This window comes from Streptomyces antibioticus (assembly GCF_002019855.1).
Lineage (GTDB): Bacteria > Actinomycetota > Actinomycetes > Streptomycetales > Streptomycetaceae > Streptomyces > Streptomyces antibioticus_B.
In genome coordinates, this window is sequence record NZ_CM007717.1 from 3,460,086 (window position 1) to 3,483,516 (window position 23,431).

The 23,431-nt window shown below is 72.4% G+C and carries 18 protein-coding genes; 3 read left to right on the plus strand and 15 right to left on the minus strand.

Annotated elements, in window-relative coordinates; all coding sequences use genetic code 11:
- The first annotated feature begins 41 nt into the window (after positions 1–41).
- Positions 42–2,435 (plus strand): DUF8508 domain-containing protein, encoded by a 2,394-nt coding sequence (locus AFM16_RS15380; protein ID WP_078636967.1) that lies wholly within the window; start codon positions 42–44, stop codon positions 2,433–2,435.
- On the opposite strand, the gene AFM16_RS15385 is transcribed toward AFM16_RS15380, so the two are convergent.
- A complete protein-coding gene (locus AFM16_RS15385) occupies positions 2,359–3,312 on the minus strand; it encodes an SUKH-4 family immunity protein (RefSeq protein WP_078633647.1) in 954 nt (317 codons plus the stop codon). The genes AFM16_RS15380 and AFM16_RS15385 overlap by 77 nt on opposite strands.
- Positions 3,313–3,553: 241 nt before the next feature.
- Between AFM16_RS15385 and AFM16_RS15390 the strand changes: the two genes are divergently transcribed.
- Positions 3,554–4,471 (plus strand): oxidoreductase, encoded by a 918-nt coding sequence (locus tag AFM16_RS15390; RefSeq protein WP_078633648.1) that lies wholly within the window; start codon positions 3,554–3,556, stop codon positions 4,469–4,471.
- A 15-nt stretch (positions 4,472–4,486) separates the two neighbouring features.
- Here the strand turns inward: AFM16_RS15390 and AFM16_RS15395 are convergent, their stop codons facing one another.
- The 9 genes from AFM16_RS15395 to AFM16_RS15435 form a co-directional block, all read right to left on the minus strand.
- Complete coding sequence (locus tag AFM16_RS15395) at positions 4,487–6,784, minus strand: xanthine dehydrogenase family protein molybdopterin-binding subunit (protein ID WP_078633649.1); 2,298 nt, start codon at positions 6,782–6,784, stop codon at positions 4,487–4,489.
- Positions 6,781–8,529 (minus strand): 2Fe-2S iron-sulfur cluster-binding protein, encoded by a 1,749-nt coding sequence (locus tag AFM16_RS15400; protein ID WP_078633650.1) that lies wholly within the window; start codon positions 8,527–8,529, stop codon positions 6,781–6,783. The genes AFM16_RS15395 and AFM16_RS15400 overlap by 4 nt, the downstream gene beginning before the upstream one ends.
- Positions 8,526–9,419, minus strand: coding sequence for an FAD binding domain-containing protein (locus tag AFM16_RS15405; protein ID WP_030780351.1), 894 nt, complete (start codon positions 9,417–9,419; stop codon positions 8,526–8,528). The genes AFM16_RS15400 and AFM16_RS15405 overlap by 4 nt, the downstream gene beginning before the upstream one ends.
- A 241-nt stretch (positions 9,420–9,660) precedes the next feature.
- Positions 9,661–11,298 (minus strand): beta-N-acetylhexosaminidase, encoded by a 1,638-nt coding sequence (locus AFM16_RS15410; RefSeq protein WP_078633651.1) that lies wholly within the window; start codon positions 11,296–11,298, stop codon positions 9,661–9,663.
- 26 nt (positions 11,299–11,324) lie between these two features.
- Positions 11,325–12,170: a carbohydrate ABC transporter permease gene (locus AFM16_RS15415; RefSeq protein WP_030780357.1), complete on the minus strand. Its 846-nt coding sequence runs from the start codon at positions 12,168–12,170 to the stop codon at positions 11,325–11,327.
- Positions 12,167–13,072: a carbohydrate ABC transporter permease gene (locus AFM16_RS15420; protein WP_078636968.1), complete on the minus strand. Its 906-nt coding sequence runs from the start codon at positions 13,070–13,072 to the stop codon at positions 12,167–12,169. The genes AFM16_RS15415 and AFM16_RS15420 overlap by 4 nt, the downstream gene beginning before the upstream one ends.
- 44 nt (positions 13,073–13,116) lie before the next feature.
- On the minus strand, positions 13,117–14,415 hold the full coding sequence (locus AFM16_RS15425) for an extracellular solute-binding protein (RefSeq protein ID WP_078633652.1): 1,299 nt from the start codon (positions 14,413–14,415) through the stop codon (positions 13,117–13,119).
- 240 nt (positions 14,416–14,655) lie between these two features.
- Entirely contained in the window at positions 14,656–14,946 is a 291-nt protein-coding gene (locus AFM16_RS15430) for a DUF3039 domain-containing protein (RefSeq protein WP_078633653.1), read from the minus strand.
- Positions 14,947–14,976: 30 nt separating this feature from the next.
- Positions 14,977–15,549, minus strand: coding sequence for a YqgE/AlgH family protein (locus AFM16_RS15435; protein ID WP_030780371.1), 573 nt, complete (start codon positions 15,547–15,549; stop codon positions 14,977–14,979).
- 261 nt (positions 15,550–15,810) lie between these two features.
- Between AFM16_RS15435 and murA the strand changes: the two genes are divergently transcribed.
- Entirely contained in the window at positions 15,811–17,157 is a 1,347-nt protein-coding gene (murA, locus tag AFM16_RS15440) for a UDP-N-acetylglucosamine 1-carboxyvinyltransferase (protein ID WP_030780375.1), read from the plus strand.
- A gap of 95 nt (positions 17,158–17,252) precedes the next feature.
- On the opposite strand, the gene AFM16_RS15445 is transcribed toward murA, so the two are convergent.
- From AFM16_RS15445 to AFM16_RS15465, 5 genes are all read right to left on the minus strand, one after another.
- Entirely contained in the window at positions 17,253–17,534 is a 282-nt protein-coding gene (locus AFM16_RS15445; protein ID WP_004000874.1) for an HU family DNA-binding protein, read from the minus strand.
- Positions 17,535–17,825: 291 nt separating this feature from the next.
- Entirely contained in the window at positions 17,826–19,244 is a 1,419-nt protein-coding gene (locus tag AFM16_RS15450; RefSeq protein ID WP_030780378.1) for an NAD-dependent malic enzyme, read from the minus strand.
- A gap of 371 nt (positions 19,245–19,615) precedes the next feature.
- Positions 19,616–21,967 (minus strand): HelD family protein, encoded by a 2,352-nt coding sequence (locus AFM16_RS15455; protein ID WP_030780381.1) that lies wholly within the window; start codon positions 21,965–21,967, stop codon positions 19,616–19,618.
- 74 nt (positions 21,968–22,041) lie between these two features.
- On the minus strand, positions 22,042–22,827 hold the full coding sequence (locus AFM16_RS15460) for an anti-sigma factor (RefSeq protein ID WP_030780383.1): 786 nt from the start codon (positions 22,825–22,827) through the stop codon (positions 22,042–22,044).
- Positions 22,828–22,877: 50 nt separating this feature from the next.
- Positions 22,878–23,399, minus strand: a complete 522-nt coding sequence (locus AFM16_RS15465; RefSeq protein WP_010039908.1) for a sigma-70 family RNA polymerase sigma factor — start codon at positions 23,397–23,399, stop codon at positions 22,878–22,880.
- Between the last annotated feature and the right edge of the window lie 32 nt (positions 23,400–23,431).

The following is a 23,431-nucleotide window of genomic DNA, read 5'->3' on the forward strand; positions in this document are numbered from 1 at the left end:
GACCCCGCCCCTCCCGTCGGGCCGGGTACGCGTTCATCTCCGTGGGGCTGGCGAGCGCGTTCGCCATCACGTCCCTGCCCGCCGCCTACGCGGCGCCCTCCGGTACGGCCGTCATAGCCGAGGTGTACGGCGGTGGGGGCAACTCGGGGGCGACGCTGGTCCGGGACTTCGTCGAACTGGGCAACGCGGGCTCCGCGGCCTACGACCTGTCGGGCTACAGCGTGCAGTACCTGCCGGGGTCGCCGTCGGCGTCCTCGCAGTGGCAGGTGACCGCGCTGAGCGGGGCGCTCGCGCCCGGCGGGCGGTTCCTGGTGGCCGAGGGGGCCGGGACCGGCGGGACGACCGCGCCTCCCGAGCCCGACGCCACCGGGTCCATCGCCATGAGCGCCACCAGCGGCACGATCGCCCTGGTCTCCGGCACCGCCGCGCTGACCTGCAAGACCGCCGCCGACTGCGCCGCGGACAGCCGGATCGTCGACCTGGTGGGCTACGGCAGCGCCGTCGTGCGGGAGGGAAGCGGACCGGCCGCCGGTGCCTCCAACACCGCCTCCGTGGCCCGGAGTTCCGGCCTGACCGACACCGACGACAACGCCGGGGACTTCGCCGCCCAGACGCCGTCGCCCGTCAACTCCGCCGGGGAGACGCCCGGTTCGGGAGACGGGGACGGGGACGGCGATGGCGATGGCGATGGCGACGGGGATCCTTCGACCCCGGGTACCGTCCGCGTCCGCGACATCCAGGGCACCACCCGGGTCTCCCCTCTCGACGGCCGGACCGTCACCCGCGTCCCCGGTGTCGTCACCGGTGTCCGGACCTCCGGGTCGAAGGGGTACTGGATCCAGGATCCTGAGGCCGACGCCGATCCCCGCACCAGCGAGGGCGTGTTCGTCTACACCGGTTCCGCCGACCCGGCCGTGGCCGTCGGTGACTCCGTGCTGGTGAGCGGCAAGGTCAGCGAGTACTACCCGAGCAGCACCAGCCAGTCGGTCACCGAGATCACCGCGCCGACCGTGACCGTGCTGTCCGGCGGCAACCCGCTGCCCGCGCCCGTCACCCTGGACCCGGCGAGCGTGCCCGCCGGCTACGCGCCCACCGCGGGCGGCGGCAGCATCGACGCGCTCGCCCTCGAACCGGGCGTGTACGCGCAGGACTTCTACGAGTCCGCCGAGGGCATGCGGGTGACGTTCGCCGACGCGCGCGTGGTCGGCGCGACCACGGCCTACGACGAGCTGTGGGTGACGGTCAAGCCGAACGAGAGCCCGTCCGCGCGCGGCGGCACCCTCTACTCCTCCTACGACCAGCCCAACACCGGCCGCCTGAAGGTGATGTCCCTCGACACCGCCGCCGCCTTCCCGGTGGCGAACGTCGGTGACGTGCTGTCCGGCACCACCACGGGGCCGCTCGACTACTCCACCTACGGCGGCTACAACGTCCAGGCCACGCAGCTCGGCACGCGGGTCGACAAGAAGCTGAAGCGGGAGGTGACCCGCCGGGCGAAGGGCGGCGAGCTGGCGGTCGCCACGTACAACGTGGAGAACCTGGACGCGCTGGACGACCAGGGGAAGTTCGACCGGCTCGCCGAGGGCGTCGCGGTCAGCCTCAGCTCGCCCGACATCGTGGCCCTGGAGGAGATCCAGGACGACAACGGCGCCGTCAACGACGGGACGGTCACCTCCGAGGCCACCCTGAAGCGGTTCACGGACGCCATCCGCGCGGCCGGCGGGCCCCGCTACCAGTGGCGGTACATCGCCCCCGCGAACAACCAGGACGGCGGCGAGCCGGGCGGCAACATCCGCCAGGTGTTCCTGTTCAACCCCAAGCGGGTGTCCTTCACCGACCGGCCCGGCGGTGACGCCACCACGGCCACCGGGGTGGTCAAGACCCGCAAGGGCGCCCGGCTGACCGCCTCCCCCGGCCGGATCGACCCGGCGAACAGCGCCTGGGGCAGCAGCCGCAAGCCGCTCGTCGGCGAGTTCGTCTTCCACGGCGAGACCGTCTTCGTGATCGCCAACCACTTCGCCTCCAAGGGCGGCGACCAGCCCCTGCACGGCCGCTACCAGCCGCCGGCCCGCAGCTCCGAGACGCAGCGGCAGGCACAGGCCGTCGCGGTGAACACCTTCGTCAAGTCACTGCTGGCGGCGGACAAGAAGGCCAAGGCGGTCGTGCTCGGCGACCTCAACGACTTCGAGTTCTCCCCGACCGTCGCCGCGCTGACGGCCGGCAAGGTCCTCAAGCCGCTGATCAGCACCCTGCCGGCCACGCAGCGCTACACCTACGTCTTCGACGGCAACGCGCAGACCCTGGACCACATCCTGACGAGCCCGGCCGTGACGCGCTTCGACTACGACGTCGTGCACATCAACGCAGAGTTCGCCGACCAGGCCAGCGACCACGACCCGCAGATCGTGCGGATCGACGTGGACGGCTGCCGGTAGCCGAAGACGACAACGGGGCCGGGGCCGGGGCCGGGGCGGCGAGGGTACGGGTCATCGCCTCGGCCAACCCGTCGTATATCCCGGTCAGTTCCCGCAACACACGCAGAGCCCGCTCACGCCGGGTCAGCCACAGGGCGAACGCCAGGGTGGAGACGTCGGCGTTGAGCGGGCGCGGGCCGGACTCGCTCCAGGTGAGGACGGCCCCCGTGGCGCCGTCCACCACCAGGCTCGCGCCCCGCGGCAGCCGCCCGAGCCGGATCGGACGGCCCCCGGTGGACTCGTCGAGCGTCTGGAGCGGAACGTCTGTCTCCAGGGCGAACCGGTCGGCCCGCTCCGGCAGCCCCACCTCGCGCAGGAAACGGCGGGTCGGGGCGTGGGTGAGTTCCCGCGGGAAGTCGATCTCCTCGAAGCGCACGACACCGGTCGCGCCGAACTCCTCGTCCAGCAACCGGAACGGAAGGTCCAGGGCGAGGCCGGATCCGGTCCCCTGCCCTGCACCACCCGGCGCCGGCGGACGGATCACCGTCGCGATCCTCCACAGCGGGTCGGGCCCGCCCCCGGTGGCCTCCTCGAACACCGCCAGCAGCCGCCGTGTCACCTCCGCCACCGCGGACGGCTCCAGCCGGGCCGCGTAACAAGCGAACTGCCCGCGCAGAGCCGCCAGTTCATCGGCGACCGTGGCACACCGCAGCAGGCGCTCCAGAGCGGGCACCGGCGGCCGCGCGGCCGCCGGACCGGGCCGGCCGGACAGGAAATACGCCGCCGAGACGGCCCCGCGCGACGCCCCGAAGGCCGCCGGAAGCGTGACGCACCGGCCGAGCCGGTCCTCGGTGAAGGTGGTGATCGTCGTCCTGGTGGTGGTCCTGGTCGTGCCCATCGGGTCCCCCGTGCATGAAGTGCGCCGTCCCACTGCTCCGCAGCCTACGGGGCCCCACTGACAATGAGCCCGGCCAAAGACCACGCCCGGCCTCCCCGGAACAACACCAAGTCCAACAACCTTACGGAGACGGCTTGTTCCCGTTCCGGATGTGGCGTTCCCCCCAGCCGTTCGCCCTGTCGCGGCACCCCGCGGCCGCCCCATACTCCAGAGCCCGACGGCCAACAGATGAAGGAGCACGGTGAGCGCAGCGGCGGCGGCAGGGACCTGGAAGCTCGGCGACCTGGAGGTGAACCGCGTCGGCTACGGCGCGATGCGGCTGACCGGCAACGGCATGCTGGGCAACTCCGACGGCCCTCCGGTCGACCGCGACGCCGCCGTACGACTGCTGCACGGCGCGTTCGGGCAGGGCGTCGACCACGTCGACACCGCGGCCTTCTACTTCTCGCCGCTGCGCTCCGCGAACGAGCTGATCAACCGGGCCCTCTCGTCCTGGCGCGGTGACGTGGTCGTGGCGACCAAGGTGGGTCCCGGGCGCGATCCCTCCGGCGAGTGGCTTCCGATGGCCCGCCCCGACCGGCTGCGCGGCCAGGTCGAGGAGAACCTCCGCCAGCTCGGCCGGGACCACCTGGACGTGGTGAACCTGCGGAGCGACGGCACGGCCTCGATCGCCGAACACTTCGGCGCCCTCGCCGAGTTGCGCGAGGAGGGCCTCGTCCGGCACCTCGGCCTCTCCAACGTCCGGCCGCACCACGTCGCCGAGGCTCAGGCGATCGCGCCCGTGGTCTGCGTGCAGAACGCCTACGGCCTGGACTGGCGCCGCGCCGACGAGAACGGGCTGGTGGACCTGTGCCGGGAACAGGGCATCGCCTTCGTCCCGTTCTTCGCCGTCTCCGGCCTGCGGCGCGAGGCCGCCGCGGCCCGGGAGCGGGACGCGCGCGTCCACACGGTCGCCCGCGCCCACGACGCGACACCCGCCCAGATACGACTGGCCTGGACCCTGCACCGCGGCCCCCACGTCCTGGCCATCCCCGGCACCACGAACGCGGCCCACCTCACCGAGAACATCGCCGCCGCCACCCTGCGCCTGACCGACGAGGACCTGACACTCCTCGACGAACCGGACGACGTGGACGACACGGACGACGCGGACGCCTGAACGCGCCGCGGATCGTTACTGGCTCGTGACCACCGCTGCCTGGGGTCGGATCGGGAGGCGGTTGATCGGGCGGCCCGTCGCGGCGCGGACCGCGGAGGCGATGGCGGCCGGGGACGTGACCACCGGGACCGCGCTGGCGGCCTTGGCGCCGAAGGGGGCGACCACGTCCCGTTCCTCGATCAGCTTGACGATCCTGATGTCCGGGGCGTCCAGGGCCGTCGGCAGGGCGTAGCCGGTGAGGTCGGGGTGGCGGATCAGGCCGCGCGGGGTGCGGAGGTTCTCGGTGAGGGCGATGCCGACGCCCTGGGTGACGCCCGCCTCGATGCGCGCGGCAAGCTGCGCGGGGTTGAGGACGCGCCCGACGTCCTGGGCCACGGCCAGCTCGACGACCCGCACCGAGCCCAGCTCGATGTCGACGTCGACCACCGCGCGGACCGCGCAGAACGCCATGCCGACGAAGGCGTCGCCCTGGCCGGCCGCGTCCAGCGGTTCCGTCGGGTGCGGGCGGCACTGTGCCGTCGCCCACAGCTCCTTGCCGTGGAGTTCCTCGGCGACGGTCGTCGACAGGACACCGTCGTAGGAGGTGATCTTGCCGTCGGTGATCTGGAGGAGTTCGTGGGACATGCCGAACTTGTGCGCCAGCGGCTGGAGGAGCTGGGTGCGGACCATCTTGGCCGCGCGTTCCACCGCGCCGCCGGAGACCCAGGTGTGGCGGCCGCGGCAGCCCGCGCCCGCGGGCGGCTGGTCGGTGTCCACGGGCGCCACGTGCACCTCGTCGATGCCGAGCGTCTCCTGGACGATCTGGCGGGCCAGCGTGGTGAAGCCCTGGCCGGTCTCCACCGCCGCGCACAGGACCGTCGCGACGCCGTCCTGGACCTTCACGGTGGCCGTGGAGACCTCGTCGGCGCCCTCCGCGCCCAGCATGTGCACCATGCCCAGGCCGTAGCCCACGCCCCGGCGCACCGCGCCCGGCTCGCCCGCGCCCTCGGGGCCGCCGGGCAGCAGCCACTCGTCCTCGGGGGTGTCCTTGGGCAGCGGCGGGAGCGGGTACTCCTGCACGGCCTGGAGGAGTTCGGCGACCGGCGCCGGGCAGGTCACCGTCTGGCCGGTGGGCAGGACGTCACCGGTCGCCATGACGTTGCGCAGCCGCAGCTCCGCCGGGTCGACGCCGAGCTTCTTGGCGAGCTTGTCCATCTGCGCCTCGTAGGCGGCGCACACCTGCATCGCGCCCTCGCCGCGCACATGGCCCGACGGGGGGTTGTTGGTGCGGACGGCCCAGCCCTCGATGAACGCGTTCGGGACGACGTAGGGGCCACAGGCGAAGGAGACGGCGGCGGCGAGCGCCTCGGAGGAGGTGTCGGCGTACGCGCCCGCGTCCAGCAGGATCTGCGCCTCGACCTTGACGAGACGGCCCTCGGAGTCGGCGTGGTGGCGGTAGCGCAGCAGGGTCGGGTGCCGGTGCGCGTGGCCGAGGAAGGACTCCTCGCGCGTAGCGGTGAGTTTCACCGGGCAGCCGGTCTTCAGCGCGAGCAGGCCCAGCGGGAGCTGGAAGCCCTGGTCCTCGCGGTCGGCGGTGGCGCCGGGCACCCCGGTGACGACGATCTTCACCTGGTCGGTGGACAGGCCGTAGACGGCGGCAGCCGTGTCCCGGTCGGCGTGCGGGTCGGTGGAGGCCAGGTACAGCTCCACGCCGCCGTCGGGGCGGGGCACGGCGAGTCCGGCCTCGGCGCCGATCGGGGCGGGGTCGGCGCGGCCGATGCGGTACTGGCCCTCGACCACGACGTCACCGGCGGCGGACGGGTCGCCGTGGTGCAGCGGGATGTGCCGGATCAGGTTGCCGTCGGGGTGCAGGGCCGCCGCCTCGAAGGCCAGCTCGGGGTCGGTCACCGGGTCGAGGACCTCGTACTCGACGATGACGGCGGCGGCCGCCATCCGCGCGGTGTCCGGGTGGTCGGCGGCGACGGCCGCGATGGGCTCGCCGTGATGGCGTACGGCCTCGGAGGCGAACACCGGGCGGTCGGCCCTGCCGCGTCCGTGCACCGGCCGGCCGGGCACGTCCTCGTGGGTGACGACGGCCCGTACGCCGGGCATCTCGCGCGCGTGGGACGTGTCGATGGAGACGATGCGCGCGTGCGGGTGCGGTGAGCGCAGCACGGCCGCCCAGAGCAGTCCCTCGGCCCACAGGTCGGCGGCGTAGGGGAAGGTGCCCTCGGTCTTCGCGCGCGCGTCGGCGGGCTGGAGGGACGCGCCGAGGCCGTGCGGGATCGGCTCGGGGGCCGGGGCGGCGTCCGCGGTGGCGGCTTCGTTGCTCACGCCTGGCCTCCGTCCTGGGCCGGTCCGTACGCCTGGTCGTAGCCCTGGTCGTATGCCTGGTCGTACGACGGGTCGTGCGGGTGCGGCTGCGCCGGGTTCTCGAACGCCGACGCGTGGACGCCGCCCGCGCCGGGGCCCGCCTGGTGCGGGATGCGGGCCTCGTCGCCGTCGGCGTCCGCCTCCGCCTCGGCTTCCTCGGCGAGCGCCTCGCGTTCGGCGACGACGTCCTTCACGGCCCGCAGGACGCCCTTGTAGCCCGAGCAGCGGCACAGGTTGCCGCACAGGGCCTGACGGGTCTCCAGCTCGGTGGGGGCCGGGTTGCCCTCCAGCAGGTCGTGCACGGTCATCGCCATGCCGGGCACGCAGAAGCCGCACTGCACCGCGCCGCAGCGGGCGAGCGCCCGCTGCACGTCCGAGGGCTGGCCGTCCACGGCGAGGCCCTCGACGGTGCGGATCTCGCTGCCGGCGGTGGTCACGGCGGGCACCAGGCAGGAGGCGACGAGCCGTCCGTCGACCTGCACGTTGCAGGCGCCGCACTCGCCCTGCGAGCAGCCGTCCTTGGCGCCCGCGAGGCCGAGGCGCTCGCGCAGCACGTAGAGCAGCGACTCGCCGATCCAGGCGTCGGTGACGGGCCGGTCGGCGTCGTTGACGCGCAGGACGTAGGAGGCGAGCGGGTGCTCCTCGGCCGGGGGCGGGGGCGGCTCGTCGGCGTCCGGGGCGTCCGGGGCGTCCGGGGCGTCCGCCCGGTCCGGCGCGGTGGTGTGCTCGTTCCGGGGCGCCTCGGACTCCGGGCCGGCGGACGGCGTGGCGGGCCTCTGGGGGGCCTCAGCGGCCTCCTGACGGCCTGTCGCGTCCTCGGAGGTCCCGGTGGGCCCGGCTGCGGACCGGACGCCCTCCTGAGGCGCCTGGTCCTGCGTGTCGCGCGAGGGCGCGGGGGCGGTGTCGTACCCGGCCGGAGGCCGCTCGGACCGCTCGGGTCGCTCGGGCCTCTCGACGCGCTCCCCGGCCTCGCCGCCGTACTCACGCCCGCGCGCCGGATCGTGCGCCCCGCCGTGCTCCGGCGCGTGCCCGTACTCGGGCGTGTCCGGGCGTACGGGCTCCCGCACCCCGGTGTGGCCCGCGGCGGCCTCCGCCTGCTGGGCCCAGGACTGGCCCGCGCCGTCGGTCGCGCCGGTCGCCCAGGGAGCCTGGGCGCCGCCCGGCAGGGTGGCCGGAGGTGTGCCGCCGCCCCACTGCTCGACCAGGGACGACTGGGTGAACTCGCCGGTCTCGTCCGGAAGGTCGCCGCCGACCACCGGGATCGACCACTGGCCGGTCACCTCGTGACCCGCAGCACCCGGACCGCCCGGACCGCCCGGCGCACCCGAAGCACCCGGGCCGCCCGGCGCCGCCGCGGCGCCCGTCGCCTCCTCGAAGTTCCACTGCCCGGTCGAGCCCGGGTTGTACGTGAACCGGTCGTCGCCGACGGTCTGCGGGCCCGTCTGCGCGGGCCACTCGCTGCCGCCCGCCGGGGTCGCCCAGGTGCCGGTGTCGTCCGTCGGGGGCGCGGCCGCTATCGGCGGGGGCACGTATCCGTGACCGGGCGCGGCGAGCGGGGGGGCCTCGCCGGCCAGCAGCGCCTCGATGCCGCCCTCGGGCAGCTTCACGAAGGCGGTGGCGCCGTCGTCGTAGTCGCCCTGGGGCAGCGGGTCCCAGCGGCCGCCGCCGCTCGGGGGCCTGCCCTCTCCGTGCTGGTCGTCGGTCACGACAGCGCCCTCCCCAGTGCTCGTCGGGCCAGCGCGGCGACGGTGCGCCGCAGATGCAGTACGGCGGGCGGAAGCTCGGCCACGGAGCCGTCCACGCCCGGCGCCGGGTCGGGGATGCAGGCGGCGGCGACGTACTCCCCGAAGGCGTTCAGGGCCTCGGGGACGATCGCGCGGTTGTTGTCCCAGTCGATGAGCCGGGCGACCCACTGCTCGGCGTCCAGGGGGCGCAGCGGCATCGGCGCGATGGCGCCGACGGCGCACCGCACGCCGCGCCGGGCCGGGTCCAGGACGAGGGCGACGGACGCGACGGCGCGCCCGGGGCCGGTGCGCCCGGTCGCCTTGAGGAAGACCTGCGGGGCGTGCAGCAGCGGCACGCGCACGTACCCGATCAGCTCGCCGCCGCGCAGCATCTCCATGCCGGCCAGCAGGTGCGAGACCGGGATCTCCCGGCGGGCGCCGTTCGGACCGGCGATGACGAGGGTCGCCTCCAGGGCGGCCAGGACGGGCAGCGCGTCGCCCGTCGGCGCGGCGGAGGCGATGTTGCCGCCGAGCGTGCCGGCGTTGCGGATCTGCGGCGGGCCCGCGGCGCGCGCGGCGGCGGCGAGCGCCGGGATCAGGGCGGCGAAGTCGGGGCGGCCCATCCGCGCGTGGGTGAGTCCGGCGCCGAGCAGGGCGTGGCCGTCCTGGTACTGCCAGCCGCGGATCTCGCTGATCCGGCCGAGGCCGACCAGCCCGGCGGGCCTGAGGAGTCCGGAGTTCACGGCGGACATCAGGTCGGTGCCGCCGGCCACCGGCACGGCGGCGGGCATGGCCGCCAGGGCCGCCACGGCCTCGTCCAGCGTCGTAGGCAGCGTGACGGCCTGCGCCGCCTGCGGTGCGTGCGTGGTCAAAACCGGCTGCCCCTTCCCGCTGCCCCACCTGGTCCCACCTGTGTTGCCGTACGGTACGTGCTGACAGGGCGGACGTGGCAACTCTGGCACATCTTCGCAACACCCGAACGCGGGGGTCCGCTAGGAGGCATTCGCCCTCCTCACAGCGGAGATGGTCCGTTTTGACACGGCACATCCGGTGCGTACGGATTGCCACTCTTCGGGGTTTCCGTCGCGCCTCTCCCGAAGCGGGGCAGGACGGTCACCGGTGCGGCGGCGGACCCTCGATCGGGCGCCCCAGGACACCGGGCCGCCGCTGCCACGGCCGCGGGCCTCCCGGCGGCCGGTAGGCGACGCCCAGGGCGTCCAGCCGCGCGTAGTGCGCCACCGTCCGCCGCTCGAAGTCCGCGAAGTCCCGTTCCGCGGGCGCGGGCAGGGCGCTCCAGGCGACCTCGGCGAACGCCGCGAGCCGGGGAAAGACCTGGTAGTCGACGCGCGCGGCGTCCTCCATCGCCTCGGTCCAGACGTTGGCCTGGGTCCCGATCACGTGCGCCGCCTGTGCGGGCGTCAACTCCGGTGGAACGGGCTCGAACCGGTACACGTCCTCCAGGGTGCGGACCCAGCCGATCGGCACCGGCTCGTCCGGGCCGCCGTCCTGCCGGTGGTCCAGGTACACGTGCTGCTCGGGGCACATGACGACGTCGTGCCCCGCGCGCGCGGCCGCCGTACCGCCCGCGTAGCCGCGCCAGGACGACACCGCCGCGCCGTCCGCGAGACCGCCCTCCAGGATCTCGTCCCAGCCGATGAGCCGGCGCCCGCGCGCGGACAGCCAGGTGTCGAAGTGCCGGACGAACCACGACTGGAGCGCGTCCTCGTCGGCGAGGCCGAGTTCCGCGATCCGGGCCTGTACGGCCGGAGAACTCCGCCACTGCTCCTTGGGGCATTCGTCGCCGCCGATGTGGACGAACTCCGAGGGGAACAGGTCGAGGACTTCCTCGAACACCTCCTCGTAGAAGCGAAGGGTGTTGTCGGTGGGGGCGAGTACGTTGGGATTGACCCCCCAGGTGTCCCACACGGAGAGGGCGGTGGTGTCGATGACATCGGTGTTGCCGAGTTCCGGATACGCGGCGATCGCGGCCTGCGAGTGCCCGGGTACGTCGATTTCGGGGACGACGGTGATATGCCGCTCGGCGGCGTAGGCGACGATCTCGCGGATGTCGTCCTGCGTGTAGTGGCCACCGTGCGGCTTCTCGTCCCACAGGGGTGAGGCGCGATGGCCGAATTTCGTGCGGGCCCGCCAGGCGCCGACCTCGGTGAGACGGGGATGGCGCCGGATCTCGATGCGCCAGCCCTGGTCGTCCGTCAGATGGAAGTGGAAGACGTTCAGTTTGTGCGCGGCCATCAGATCCAGGTAGCGCAGGACGCCGTCCTTCGGCATGAAGTGCCGGGCCACGTCGAGCATGAGTCCGCGCCAGCGGAAGCGGGGCGCGTCCTCGATCGTGAGGTGCGGCACGGCCCAGATCCGGTCGCGGCGCACCGGTGCCCTGCGGTGGGCGTCGGGGCCGAGGAGCTGGCGGAGCGTCTGGGCGCCCCAGAAGACACCGGCCGCGTCCCCGCCCTCGACGAGCACCCCGCGCGCGTCGCTGACGAGGCGGTACTCCTCGGGGCCGAGCCGGCCGTCCACCTGGAGCGCGATGCCGTCGGTGCCATCGGTGGCGTCGGTGCCGTCGGGTTCCCGTCCCTCGTGCAGCGGCAGGCCGGTGGCCTGCCCCAGGGCGGTGCGCAGCCAGCGCCCGGCGCCCTCCGCCCCGGGGCCGGTGTACAGCCGGGAGCGCGCCGTGAGCCGCACCTCGCCGGGTGCGGCGGTGACGGCGCGGGGCGCCGGAATCAGTTCCGTCATGTCAGACCCAAGACCTTTCAGACCTTTCAGTCCTTGACCGCGCCGCCGAGTCCGGAGACCAGACGGCGCTGCACGAGTACGAAGAACACCAGCACCGGAATCGTCATCAGCGTGGAACCCGCCATCACGCCGCCCCAGTCGGGGTCGTCCGGCCGGAAGAACACCAGCAGGGCCATGGGCAGGGTGGACTGCGAAGTGTCGCTGATGATGAACGACTTGGCGAAGAGGAAGTCGTTCCAGGCGGAGATGAAGGAAAAGACGCTCGTGGCCACCAGACCGGGCAGCACGAGCGGGAAAAGAATCTGCCAGAGAAAGCGCGTCCGGCTCGCCCCGTCGAGGTACGCGGCCTCCTCCAGGGCTTCCGGGACGGCTTTCACGAACCCCCTCAGCATCCAGATCGCGAAGGGCAGCGAGAAGGCGATGTGGGGCAGGATCAGGGACCCCAGGGTGTTGAGCTGACCGGCGTCCCGCATGAGGAAGAACAGCGGGATCGTCAGGGCCTCCACGGGCACCATCTGGGCCACCAGGAACATGATCAGCAGGGTGGTCCGGAAGCGGAACCGGAATCGGGTCACGGCGGTCGCGGCGAGAAACGCGATGAGCCCCGAGGCGATCACCACGGCGCCCGCGACGAGAAGGCTGTTGAGCGCGTAGCGGCCGAATTCCTGTTGTCCGAACACCCTCCGGAAGGAATCCAGGGAGGGGGCGAGGGTCCACGGCCGCGGCGCGCCGGACTCGATCTCCCCGGCCGGCCGGAAGGCGCCGAGCACCATCCAGTACAGCGGGAAGGCGACGACGGCCGCGGTCAGCAGCGCGGCCGCCTCGGCCACCAGCCGCCAGGGCCGGGCCACCAGGTTCCGTACGGCGTTCACAGCTCCTCCCCCTGGCGGCGCAGCAGCCGCAGATACACGAGCGTGACGGCGAGCAGCAGGACCAGCATCACGACGCCGATGGCCGAACCGAGGCCGTACTGCGAGGACGCGAACGCCTGTTGGTAGGCGTAGACGTTCAGGACGAGGTTCTGGCCGGCGATCCCGCCGCCGCCCGTCATGACGTAGATCTGGGTGAAGACCTTGAAGTCCCAGATGACGGACTGGATGGTGACGACGGTCAGGATCGGCCGCAGCAGCGGGGCGAGCACGGACCGCCAGATCCGCCACGGTGAGGCGCCGTCCAGCGCGGCCGCCTCCAGCACCTCCGCTGGCACGGCGCGGATCCCGGCGTAGACGGTGATCATCACGAACGGGAAGGAGCACCAGACGACTTCGAGCAGGACGAGGAAGAAGGCGCTGTAGCGGCCGTACGTCCAGGAGTGGTCGCCGAGGCCGAGGATCCGGTTCACGGGGCCGAAGTCGGGGTCGAAGAGGAACAGCCAGACCGTCGAGCCGGTGACCGCCGGGGTGGCCCAGGCGCCCAGCGCGGCCAGCATCAGCGCGAGCCGGGGCAGGGCACGCACGCGCGTGAGGAGCACGGCGAGCGCGCAGCCGACGGCGAGCGTGCAGAGCACGCACAGGGCCGCGAAGACGACCGTGGACAGCAGCACCTGCCAGAACCGGTCGTCGCCGAAGACGTCGGCGTAGTTGCCGAAGCCCCGGAAGACGGTCGGTTCGCCGCCGCTGACCTGTGCCTGGGTGTACTCGAAGAGGGAGATGAGCCCGAGCTGGTAGACGGGGTAGGCGAGCAGGGCGGCGAGGACGACGAGGGCGGGGGCGAGATAGAGCCAGGGCGTCAGGCGGGCCGTCCGCGGGCGCGGACGGCCGGACACCGCCCGGATCCGCGCCGGTGCCCGCTCGGCGCCCTTGAGGCCGGCCGGCGCCGTCACCCGGCGGAGCCGAACGCGTCGTCCATCTTCTTCGCCGCGTCCGCGGAGGCCGCCGTGACGCTCTTCCGGCCGCTGACGACCTCCTGGAACATGGTCGGCAGGACCTGCTGGGAGTCGATCTGGGACCAGGCGGGCGAGGCGGGCACGAACTTGGTGCCGGCGGCCAGGGTCCGCACGAAGGGCGCCACGAACGGCTCCCGCGCGGCGGCCCGGTCGCGGACGTCCGTGAAGGTCGGCAGGAAGCCCATCGCGTCGAACAGCGCTCCCTGGGTCCTCTTCGACGCCAGCGCCTTCATCAGGCCGACGGCCAGGGTGCGGTGCGAGGTGCTCTTCAGGACGCCGATGTTGTTGCCGCCCGCGAAGGCCGGGGCGACCGATCCCGCCGTGACACCGGGCAGCGGGACGACGGCGTACTTGCCCTTCACGGCCCCGGCCTCCACGGCGGTGTGGCTGAAGTCGCCGCCGATCGCCATGCCCGCCTTGCCGGCCGCGAACGCGGTGACGGTGTCGTTGCCGCCCATGCCGGCGCACTTGGCGGCCGGACAGTTGTCGTCCGAGAAGAGGGCGGTGTACGCCTCGATGCCCTTGCGGGCGGCGGCGCTGTCGATCCCCGAGGTGTAGGAGTCGCCGTCGGCGTCGGCGAGTTCCCCGCCGTGCGCCCAGACGAAGGGCATCGCGCCGTACGTGTAGGCGCCGCCGACGACCAGGCCGTACAGATCGGGCCGGGCGGCGCGGACGGCGCGGGCGGTGGCCGCCAGTTCGGCCAGGGACTTCGGGACGGCGAGGCCGAGGTCCTCGAAGACGTCGGTGCGGTAGTAGAGGGCGCGGACGCCGACGTAGAAGGGGGCGCCGTAGACCTTGCCGCCGACGGTGACCGAGCGGCGGGCGGTGGGGTCGGTGTCCTTCGCCTCGGGCCAGGCGCCGAACTCCTTCGTGACGTCGAGGAGTCCGCCGTCGTGGACATAGCCGGCGGTGTCGGTGTTGCCGTACTCCAGCACGTCGGGAGCGGACTTCGGGTCGTTGAGGGCGGCCTTGACGCGCTGGGCGCGGCTCTCGACGGGGATGTACTCGACGTCGACCCGCACGCCGTCGTGGGCCTTCTCGAAGGCGGCGACGACGGAGTCGACGACCTCGGCCTTCGGGGTGTTGCCGACCTCCTGGAAGAGCCAGACGCGCAGGGTGCCGGTCCTGTCGTCGGTGCCGGAGGCGGAGTTCGCGGAGGTCTGGGGGGTGCAGGCGGTGGCGACGACCAGGGCCGCGGCCGCGAGCAGGGCGGGCCGGACGGGGAGCTTCATGACGTGTCCCTCCGGACGAGAAGCGCGAGCGTTGCATCATGTGCAATGACTGTTTTGCTCTGCACAACACTCGGAGGCTAGGGACTTCCGGATCACGCCGACAAGAGGTCTCAACCACTCTGTGACCACGGGACGCACCCCGTGCAACGGCAAACACGCCAAAGGCCCCCGAGACACGCGAAAACGCGTCTCGGGGGCCTCAGAGCCTCAGGGCTTCAGGTGAAGGACCGGGCGGGGTCCCTACTTCTTGTCGCCGCCCTTGCCCTTGCCGTCTCCGCCGCCGACGCCCATCGACTCGAAGATCTCCTTGCACATCGGGCAGACGGGATACTTCTTGGGATCGCGGCCGGGCACCCACACCTTGCCGCACAGCGCCACGACGGGCGTGCCGTCGAGGGCGCTCGCCATGATCTTGTCCTTCTGGACGTAGTGCGCGAAGCGCTCGTGGTCGCCGTCGCCGTGCGACACCTGCGGCGTCGGCTCTACGAGGGTCCCCGTACCGGTGCCGCGCTCGGGCTCGAGAGTGCTCATGCGCCCAAGGGTACTGAAAGCTCCGGCGGATCAGTTGAGCGACGGGTCGTCCGCGTACGTGGCCACCATCGCCAGGTCGCTGCGCTGGCGGCGCAGGACCTCGCGCCAGAGTCTCTCGGGGGCCGGGGAGGAGACGTCACCGGGTTCGGACTCCACCACGTACCAGGCACCCTCCACCAGTTCGTCCTCCAGTTGGCCGGGTCCCCAGCCGGCGTATCCGGCGAAGATCCGCAGGGACCCCAGCGCGGAGGCGAGGAGTTCCGGCGGGGCCTCCAGGTCGACGAGGCCGATCGCGCCGTGCACCCGGCGCCAGCCGAGCGGGCCGCGGTCCCCGGAGGAGTCGCCCGGGATGACGGCGACGCCCAGCGCGGAGTCGAGGGACACCGGGCCGCCCTGGAAGACGACCCCGGGCTCGCCGGTGAGGCCGGCCCAGCCCTCCAGGATGTCGCTCACGCCCACCGGCGTGGGGCGGTTGAGGACGACACCGAGGGAGCCCTCCTCGTCGTGGTCGAGAAGGAGCACCACCGCACGGTCGAAGTTCGGGTCCGCCAGGGCGGGCGTTGCCACGAGCAGCCGCCCTGTGAGCGAGGACACCTCGGTCATGCCAGACATGATCCCCCATCTTCCCCGGGAGTGGGGAGGCAATGCGGGTACGGGGGTGAGGGCAGGTCGGGCGCACGGATGCGGTCCCGGCGCACGGCCGCGGAGGGCGCCGCGCGGTGACCCCGTGTGGCCGCCGCGGAACCGTTCGTGTTGTGACACAGCTATGACCTCCCTGGGCCCTCCTCGGGCTTCCGGCAGGGGGGTCGGCGGCGATTACTCTGTCTCCTCTGGCCCTGCCCCACTCGATGGAACGCGAGACACATGACCGTCAACGGCTCTGACGACGTACTGCTTGTTCACGGCGGAACCCCGCTGGAGGGCGAGATCCGTGTCCGCGGTGCGAAGAACCTCGTACCGAAGGCCATGGTCGCCGCGCTGCTGGGCAGTGAGCCGAGTCGGCTGCGCAACGTTCCGGACATCCGCGACGTGCGGGTCGTACGCGGGCTGCTGCAACTGCACGGGGTGACGGTCCGTCCGGGTGAGGAGCCCGGTGAGCTGGTGCTCGACCCGACCTATGTGGAGAGCGCCAACGTCGCCGACATCGATGCCCACGCGGGGTCGAGCCGGATCCCGATCCTGTTCTGCGGGCCGCTGCTGCACCGGCTGGGCCACGCGTTCATCCCGGGCCTGGGCGGCTGCGACATCGGCGGCCGACCGATCGACTTCCACTTCGACGTGCTGCGGCAGTTCGGCGCGAAGATCGAGAAGCGGGCGGACGGGCAGTACCTGGAGGCCCCTCAGCGGCTGCGCGGCACGAAGATCCGGCTGCCGTACCCGTCCGTGGGCGCGACCGAGCAGGTGCTGCTGACGGCGGTCCTCGCGGAAGGTGTCACCGAGCTGTCCAACGCGGCCGTCGAGCCGGAGATCGAGGACCTCATCTGCGTGCTGCAGAAGATGGGCGCGATCATCGCGATGGACACCGACCGCACCATCCGCATCACCGGTGTGGACAAGCTCGGCGGGTACACCCACCGGGCCCTGTCGGACCGGCTGGAGGCGGCGTCCTGGGCGTCCGCGGCGCTGGCGACCGAGGGTGACATCTACGTCCGCGGGGCGCAGCAGCGCTCGATGATGACGTTCCTGAACACCTACCGGAAGGTGGGCGGCGCCTTCCAGATCGACGACGAGGGCATCCGCTTCTGGCACCCCGGCGGCCAGCTCAAGTCCATCGCGCTGGAGACGGACGTCCACCCGGGCTTCCAGACCGACTGGCAGCAGCCGCTGGTGGTCGCGCTGACGCAGGCCACGGGGCTGTCGATCATCCACGAGACGGTGTACGAGTCCCGGCTCGGCTTCACCTCGGCGCTGAACCAGATGGGCGCCCACATCCAGCTCTACCGCGAGTGCCTGGGCGGCTCCGACTGCCGCTTCGGCCAGCGCAACTTCCTGCACTCCGCGGTCGTCTCCGGCCCCACCCGCCTCCAGGGCGCCGACCTGGTCATCCCCGACCTCCGCGGCGGCTTCTCCTACCTGATCGCCGCCCTCGCGGCCCAGGGCACCTCCCGAGTCCACGGCATCGAACTGATCAACCGCGGCTACGAGAACTTCATGGAGAAGCTGGTGGAACTCGGCGCCAAGGTCGAACTCCCGGGCAAGCTGCTCGGTTAGAAGCGTGTACAGCGATGGGGCGGTCACCCTGGTCAGGGTGGCCGCCCCATGGGCGTTGCTGAGGCCCGTACGCGTCCGTGGCGTACGGGTGCGGCTTACTTGCCCTTGGCCGCTTCCTTGAGCTTCGAGCCCGCGGAGACCTTCACGCTGTAGCCGGCCGGGATCTGGATCGGGTCGCCGGTCTGCGGGTTGCGCGCGGTGCGAGCGGCACGGTGGGTGCGCTCGAAGGTCAGGAAGCCGGGGATGGTGACCTTCTCGTCGCCCTTGGAGACGATGTCGCCGACGACCTCGGCGAACGCGGCCAGCACGGCGTCGGCGTCCTTGCGGGTCACCTCGGCGCGGTCGGCCAGCGCGGCCACCAGCTCACTGCGGTTCATGTTGTTACTCCCGTGTTCTTCTTGCCGTTGCGGCGTGCCACGCGGCGGAGCCGCATGTTGGGCACAGCGAAGTCGTTGTGCTCGCGCCCAGGGACGCATCCTGCCCCTACCTGCGGCGGGAAAGCCAATCCGGCACCCGCAGGAGTCGTGAGAACACCCGTGGGGGTCACACGAAGCGCGGCTGAGGCTGGCCGTCACGATAGGGCGCGGCACTGACAGCGCGTCCGGCGACGCGCCGGTGCGGGGACCGTGGCGATCCTCACAGTCCCCGCCAGGGTACGGCCCCGGGCTTCAGGACGCCGAGCCGCCCGCGGCCCTGGCGGCCTCGCGCACCGCGCCCGCCACCGCGCCCGCGACCTTGTCGTTGAAGACGCTCGGGATGATGTAGTTCGCGTTCAGCTCGTCGTCGCTGACGACGTCCGCGAGGGCCTTCGCGGCCGCGAGCATCATCTCGGTGTTGACGGTGCGGGACTGCGCGTCCAGCAGCCCCCGGAAGACGCCGGGGAAGACCAGCACGTTGTTGATCTGGTTGGGGAAGTCGGAGCGTCCGGTGGCCACCACGGCGGCCGTGCGGCGGGCCACCGCCGGGTCGACCTCGGGGTCCGGGTTCGCGAGCGCGAACACGATCGCGTCCTCGGCCATGGCCGCCACGTCGTCGCCGTCGAGGACGTTCGGGGCGGAGACTCCGATGAAGACGTCGGCGCCGCGCACGGCCTGCCTGAGGGTGCCGGTGAGCCCCTCGTGGTTGGTGTTGTCGGCGATCCAGCGCAGCGGGGAGTCGGCCGGGGCGTCCACCAGGTCGGCGCGGCCGGCGTGCACCACGCCGTGGATGTCGGCGACGACGGCGCTCTTCACCCCGGCCGCCAGCAGCAGCTTGAGGATGGCGGTGCCGGCCGCGCCGGCGCCGGACATGACCACCCGGATGTTCTCGATCGCCTTGCCCGCCACGCGCAGCGCGTTGGTGAGGGCGGCCAGGACGACGATCGCGGTGCCGTGCTGGTCGTCGTGGAAGACGGGGATGTCGAGGGCCTCGCGCAGCCGGGCCTCGATCTCGAAGCAGCGGGGCGCGGAGATGTCCTCCAGGTTGATGCCGGCGAAGCCGGGGGCGATCGCCTTGACGATCTCGACAATCGCGTCGGTGTCCTGGGTGTCCAGGCAGAGCGGCCAGGCGTCGATGCCGGCGAACCGCTTGAAGAGGGCCGCCTTGCCCTCCATGACGGGCAGCGCGGCCTTGGGCCCGATGTTGCCGAGGCCCAGCACGGCGGAGCCGTCCGTCACGACCGCAACGGAGTTGCGCTTGATGGTGAGGCGGCGCGCGTCCTCGGGGTTCTCGGCGATCGCCATGCAGACCCGGGCCACACCGGGCGTGTAGATCATGGAGAGGTCGTCACGGTTGCGGATGGGGTGCTTGGACTGCATCTCGATCTTGCCGCCGAGGTGCATGAGGAACGTACGGTCGGAGACCTTGCCGAGGGTGACGCCCTCGATCTCGCGCAGTTGCTGGACGATCTCGTCGGCGTGGGCGGTCGAGGTGGCCGCGATGGTGACGTCGATCCGGAGCTTCTCGTGGCCGGAGGCGGTGACGTCGAGGCCGGTGACGGACCCGCCGTGGGACTCGACGGCCGTGGTGAGCTGCGAGACCGAGGTTCCGCTGGCCGGCACCTCCAGACGGACCGTCATCGAGTAGGAGACGCTGGGCGCCGTTGCCATGGCCGACTTCCTCTGCACTGCTGGACTGCTGGTGGCGGGTTTGCCGTCAGATCGTCGCACCTACTGATGAGTACGTGGTAACCGCACCGAATTGCGATCGTTGTGTTCACATGAAAAGCGACCCGGGTCACAGAAGAGGCCCACGTCACGGGGACGTGGGCCTCTTCTCACGCTGGTGACACCGACCCGCCATGCTCGCCTCGCGGCAAGTGGTCGCTCGTAGCGACGAAGGTTGGGCCCGGGGGCTTGGATCGAGCCGGTGTCACACCCAATCTAACAAACGGATCCCCGAAGACCATTCCCGTCCGCGGAGTTCTCCGGAAACGATCCTCCGGATGCCCGGCGCCCCGGTCCCCGCCTCAGTCCCCGCCTCAGTCCCTGAGCAGGTCGGGGACCCCGTGCGCATCCGGTTCGTCCCGGTCGCCCGACACGATCGTGAGCTGCTGGGTGGCCCGGGTGAGGGCCACGTACAGCACCCGCAGCCCGGCCGGGGACTCGTCCGCGATCTCCGCCGGGGAGACGACGACCGTCGCGTCGTACTCCAGGCCCTTGGCCTCCAGGCTGCCCAGGGCCACCACCCGGTCGCCGAGCCCGGCGAGCCAGCGGCGGGCCTCCTCGCGGCGCTGCATCGCGACGACGACGCCGACCGTGCCGTCCACCTGCTCCAGCAGCCGGGCGGCCTCGGCCCGGACGGTGGCGGCGAGCGACTGCTCGACCGCCGTGAAGCGCGGGACGACGCCGGTGGAGCGGACCGCGGACGGCGACTCGGCGCCGGGCATGGCCAGGGCCAGCACCTTCGCGGCGAGTTCGGCGATCTCGGCCGGGTTGCGGTAGTTCACGGTGAGCCGGAAGCGGCGGCGCGGCCGGGAGCCGAGCGCCTCGTCGCGGGCCTCGGCGGCCTCGTCGGGGTCGGACCAGGAGGACTGGGCGGGGTCGCCGACGACGGTCCAGGTGGCGTGCCGGCCACGGCGGCCGACCATGCGCCACTGCATCGGCGTGAGGTCCTGGGCCTCGTCGACGATGACGTGCGCGTACTCGACGCGTTCCTGGGCGAGCCGCTCGGCCCGCTCGCGCTGGGTCTCCTCGCGCACCGGCATCAGCTCCTCCAGGCCGGTGAGCTGGTCCAGCGGGTCGAGTTCGCGGCGCTTGCGAGGGCGGGCCGGGGTGCCGAGGACCGCCTGGAGCTCGTCGAGCAGGGCGATGTCGTGCACGGAGTGGCCGTCCCGCTTCAGGGACCGGGCGACTCTGCGGACCTCGCCGGGGTTGAGGATCCGGCGGGCCCAGCGGCCGAGCCGGCGCTCGTCGGCCATCGCGGCGAGGACGGCCTTCGGGGTCAGCTCGGGCCACCAGGCGTCGAGGAACGCGGTGAAGGAGTCCTCGCTCGTGACGTCCTCGTCGAAGGAGGAGCGCAGTTCGGCGGCGAGTTCGGGATCGGTGTGCCGGCCGGCCGCGCCGGAGCGCTCCCACAGGGCGTCCAGGAGCAGCTTGCGGGCGCGCGGGCGCAGCAGGTTGACCGGGGCGGTGCCGCCGAGGGCGCTCTGCCGGATCCGGTCGAGGTCGGCGGCCTCCAGCTCCAGACGGCGGCCGAAGGCGACCACCCGCAGCCGGGTGGGCGTCGCCACGGTGTCGCTGGTGTCACGGGTGTCGCCGAGGGCGAGCTGTCCGGTCCCGCCGCCGTTCTCCAGCGCCCCGCGGGCCGCCTTGCGCAGCACCCGCAGCATCCTGGACGACCCCTTGGCGCGGGCCACCGCCGGGGAGTCGTAGAGCGTGGCCTCGGCGCCGTCGACGAGGGAGCCGATGGCGCGGATGGCGACCTGGCCCTCCTCGCCGAGGGAGGGCAGCACGCCTTCGGTGTACGCGACCAGCAGGGGGGTCGGCGAGACGATCAGGATGCCGCCCGCGTACCGGCGCCGGTCCTGGTAGAGGAGGTAGGCCGCGCGGTGCAGGGCGACGGCGGTCTTGCCGGTGCCGGGGCCGCCCTCGACATAGGTGACGGAGGCGGCGGGGGCGCGGATGACGAGGTCCTGCTCGGCCTGGATGGAGGCGACGATGTCCCGCATGGTGTGCGAGCGGGCCTGGCCGAGGGCGGCCATCAGGGCGCCGTCGCCGATGACGGGCAGTTCCTCGCCGGCCAGGAAGGCCCGCAGCTCGGGACGCATCAGGTCGTCCTCGACACCGAGGACCCGGCGGCCCTTGGAACGGATCACCCGGCGCCGCACGACCCGGCCGGGGTCGACCGGGGTGGACCGGTAGAAGGGGGCCGCCGCCGGGGCCCGCCAGTCGATGACCAGCGGCGCGTAGTCGGAGTCGAGGACGCCGATACGGCCGATGTGGAGGGTCTCGGCGATGTCGGCGGTCCCGTCCCCGCGCACCGCGCCCTCGGCGGGTTCGACGGCGGTGTAGGCGCCGTCGGGGCCCTTCTTGCCGTCCTTGCCGGGGAGCAGGTCGATCCGCCCGAACAGGAAGTCCTCGAACTCGTTGTTGAGCCGGTTGAGGTGCACCCCCGCCCGGAAGACCTGGGCGTCCCGTTCGGCGAGGGCGCCGGGCGTCCCGACCTGGCCACGCTTGGCGGCGTCGTTCATCAGGAACTCGGCCTCGTGGATCTTCTCCTCGAGCCGCCGGTACACCCGGTCGAGATGTTCCTGTTCGACGCTGATCTCGCGTTCCCGGACCGAGTCCGGTGCGGCGCCGACCGCGGTTTCCTGCTGAGCCTGAACGGCCACCGGGCCCCCTTCTGACGTGCTGGGCAGCCGTCAACCGTACGCGAAGGGGACCCCATGAGGCTACGGACAGGCGGTCAGGCGTCGATCTCGACGAGCTTCTTGCCCCCGAAGGTCATGACCTCGAAGTGATCGATCTCATTGGCCTTGAAGGCCGCGCCGCCCATCACGTAGAGCGGGTTCTTGGCCTGTTCGGTGGTGGCGCCGGGGATGCCGTACCCCCACTCCGGGACCGACCAGGAGGAGACCGTCTCGCGCTTGCCGTCCTTGCCGACGGCGATCAGCGAGCACTTCTCCGGGCCCGTGACGTTCTTCAGCTCGACACCGACCTCGGTGCCCCAGCCCTTCTCCAGCATGGCGACGGTCGCCGAGACCTTGGTGGCGTCGTCGGTCGCCGTGACCTTGGTGGGCAGGGCGTCGAAGGCGGCCTTCGTGGTGACCGCGGCGGACTTGGTGGAGCCTGCCTGCACACCGGTGCTGCCGCCGTCGCCGCCGGACGCGGCCAGCACGGTCAGCGGACCGCCGACGATCAGCGCGGCCGCGGCCGCCACCAGGAAGAAGGAGCGGCGGCGCTTCTGGGCGCGGCGCTCGGACACCTCGTCGACCAGCTTGTCCACCAGCCGCGGGCTGGGCCGGGCGGAGAGGGACTCGCCGATCGCCGGGGTCCCGGTGCCCGGCAGGTCCGCGAGGGCCGCCAGCATCGGTTCCATCCCGGCCAGCTCGTCGAGCTGCTGGGCGCACCACTCGCAGCCGACCAGATGCGACTCGAAGGCGGTCGCCTCGGCGTCGTCGAGGATGCCGAGGGCGTAGGCGCCGACGGTTTCATGCTCACTCGGGCTCGGAGATCCCACAGATCCCTGCATGGGTCCAGACATACCCGGGCCACCCGCTCCGAACCCCCCGTAAATGCTCATCACGCCGTCACCCCCCGCTCCTCCAGAGCCAGCTTCATCGACCGCAGGGCATAGAACACTCGAGAACGGACGGTGCCGCTGGGTATACCCAGCGTCTCGGCCGCCTCATTGACGGTACGCCCCTTGAAGTACGTCTCGACGAGCACCTCCCGGTGGGCGGGGGTCAGGTCGTCGAGTGCATCGGACAGCGTCATCAGCCACAGCGCCTTGTCGATCTCGTCCTCCGCGGGAATGACCTCCAGCGGCGACGGGTCGACCTCCTGCGGCCGGGCCTGCCGGCTGCGGTGGCCGTCGATGACGATGCGGCGAGCGACCGTCACCAGCCAGGGGCGTACCGAACCGGTCGCTCGATTGAGCTGGCCGGCGTTCTTCCAGGCTCGGATGAGTGTCTCCTGCACGACGTCCTCGGCACGCTGCCGGTCTCCGGCAACCAGGCGCAGGACATACGCAAGAAGGGGTCCGGCATGCTCCCGATACAGAGCACGCATCAGCTCCTCGTCAGGTTCCGAGGGCTGGGACATGCGATGTCGGGCCCTCGATCCACGTTCATTGG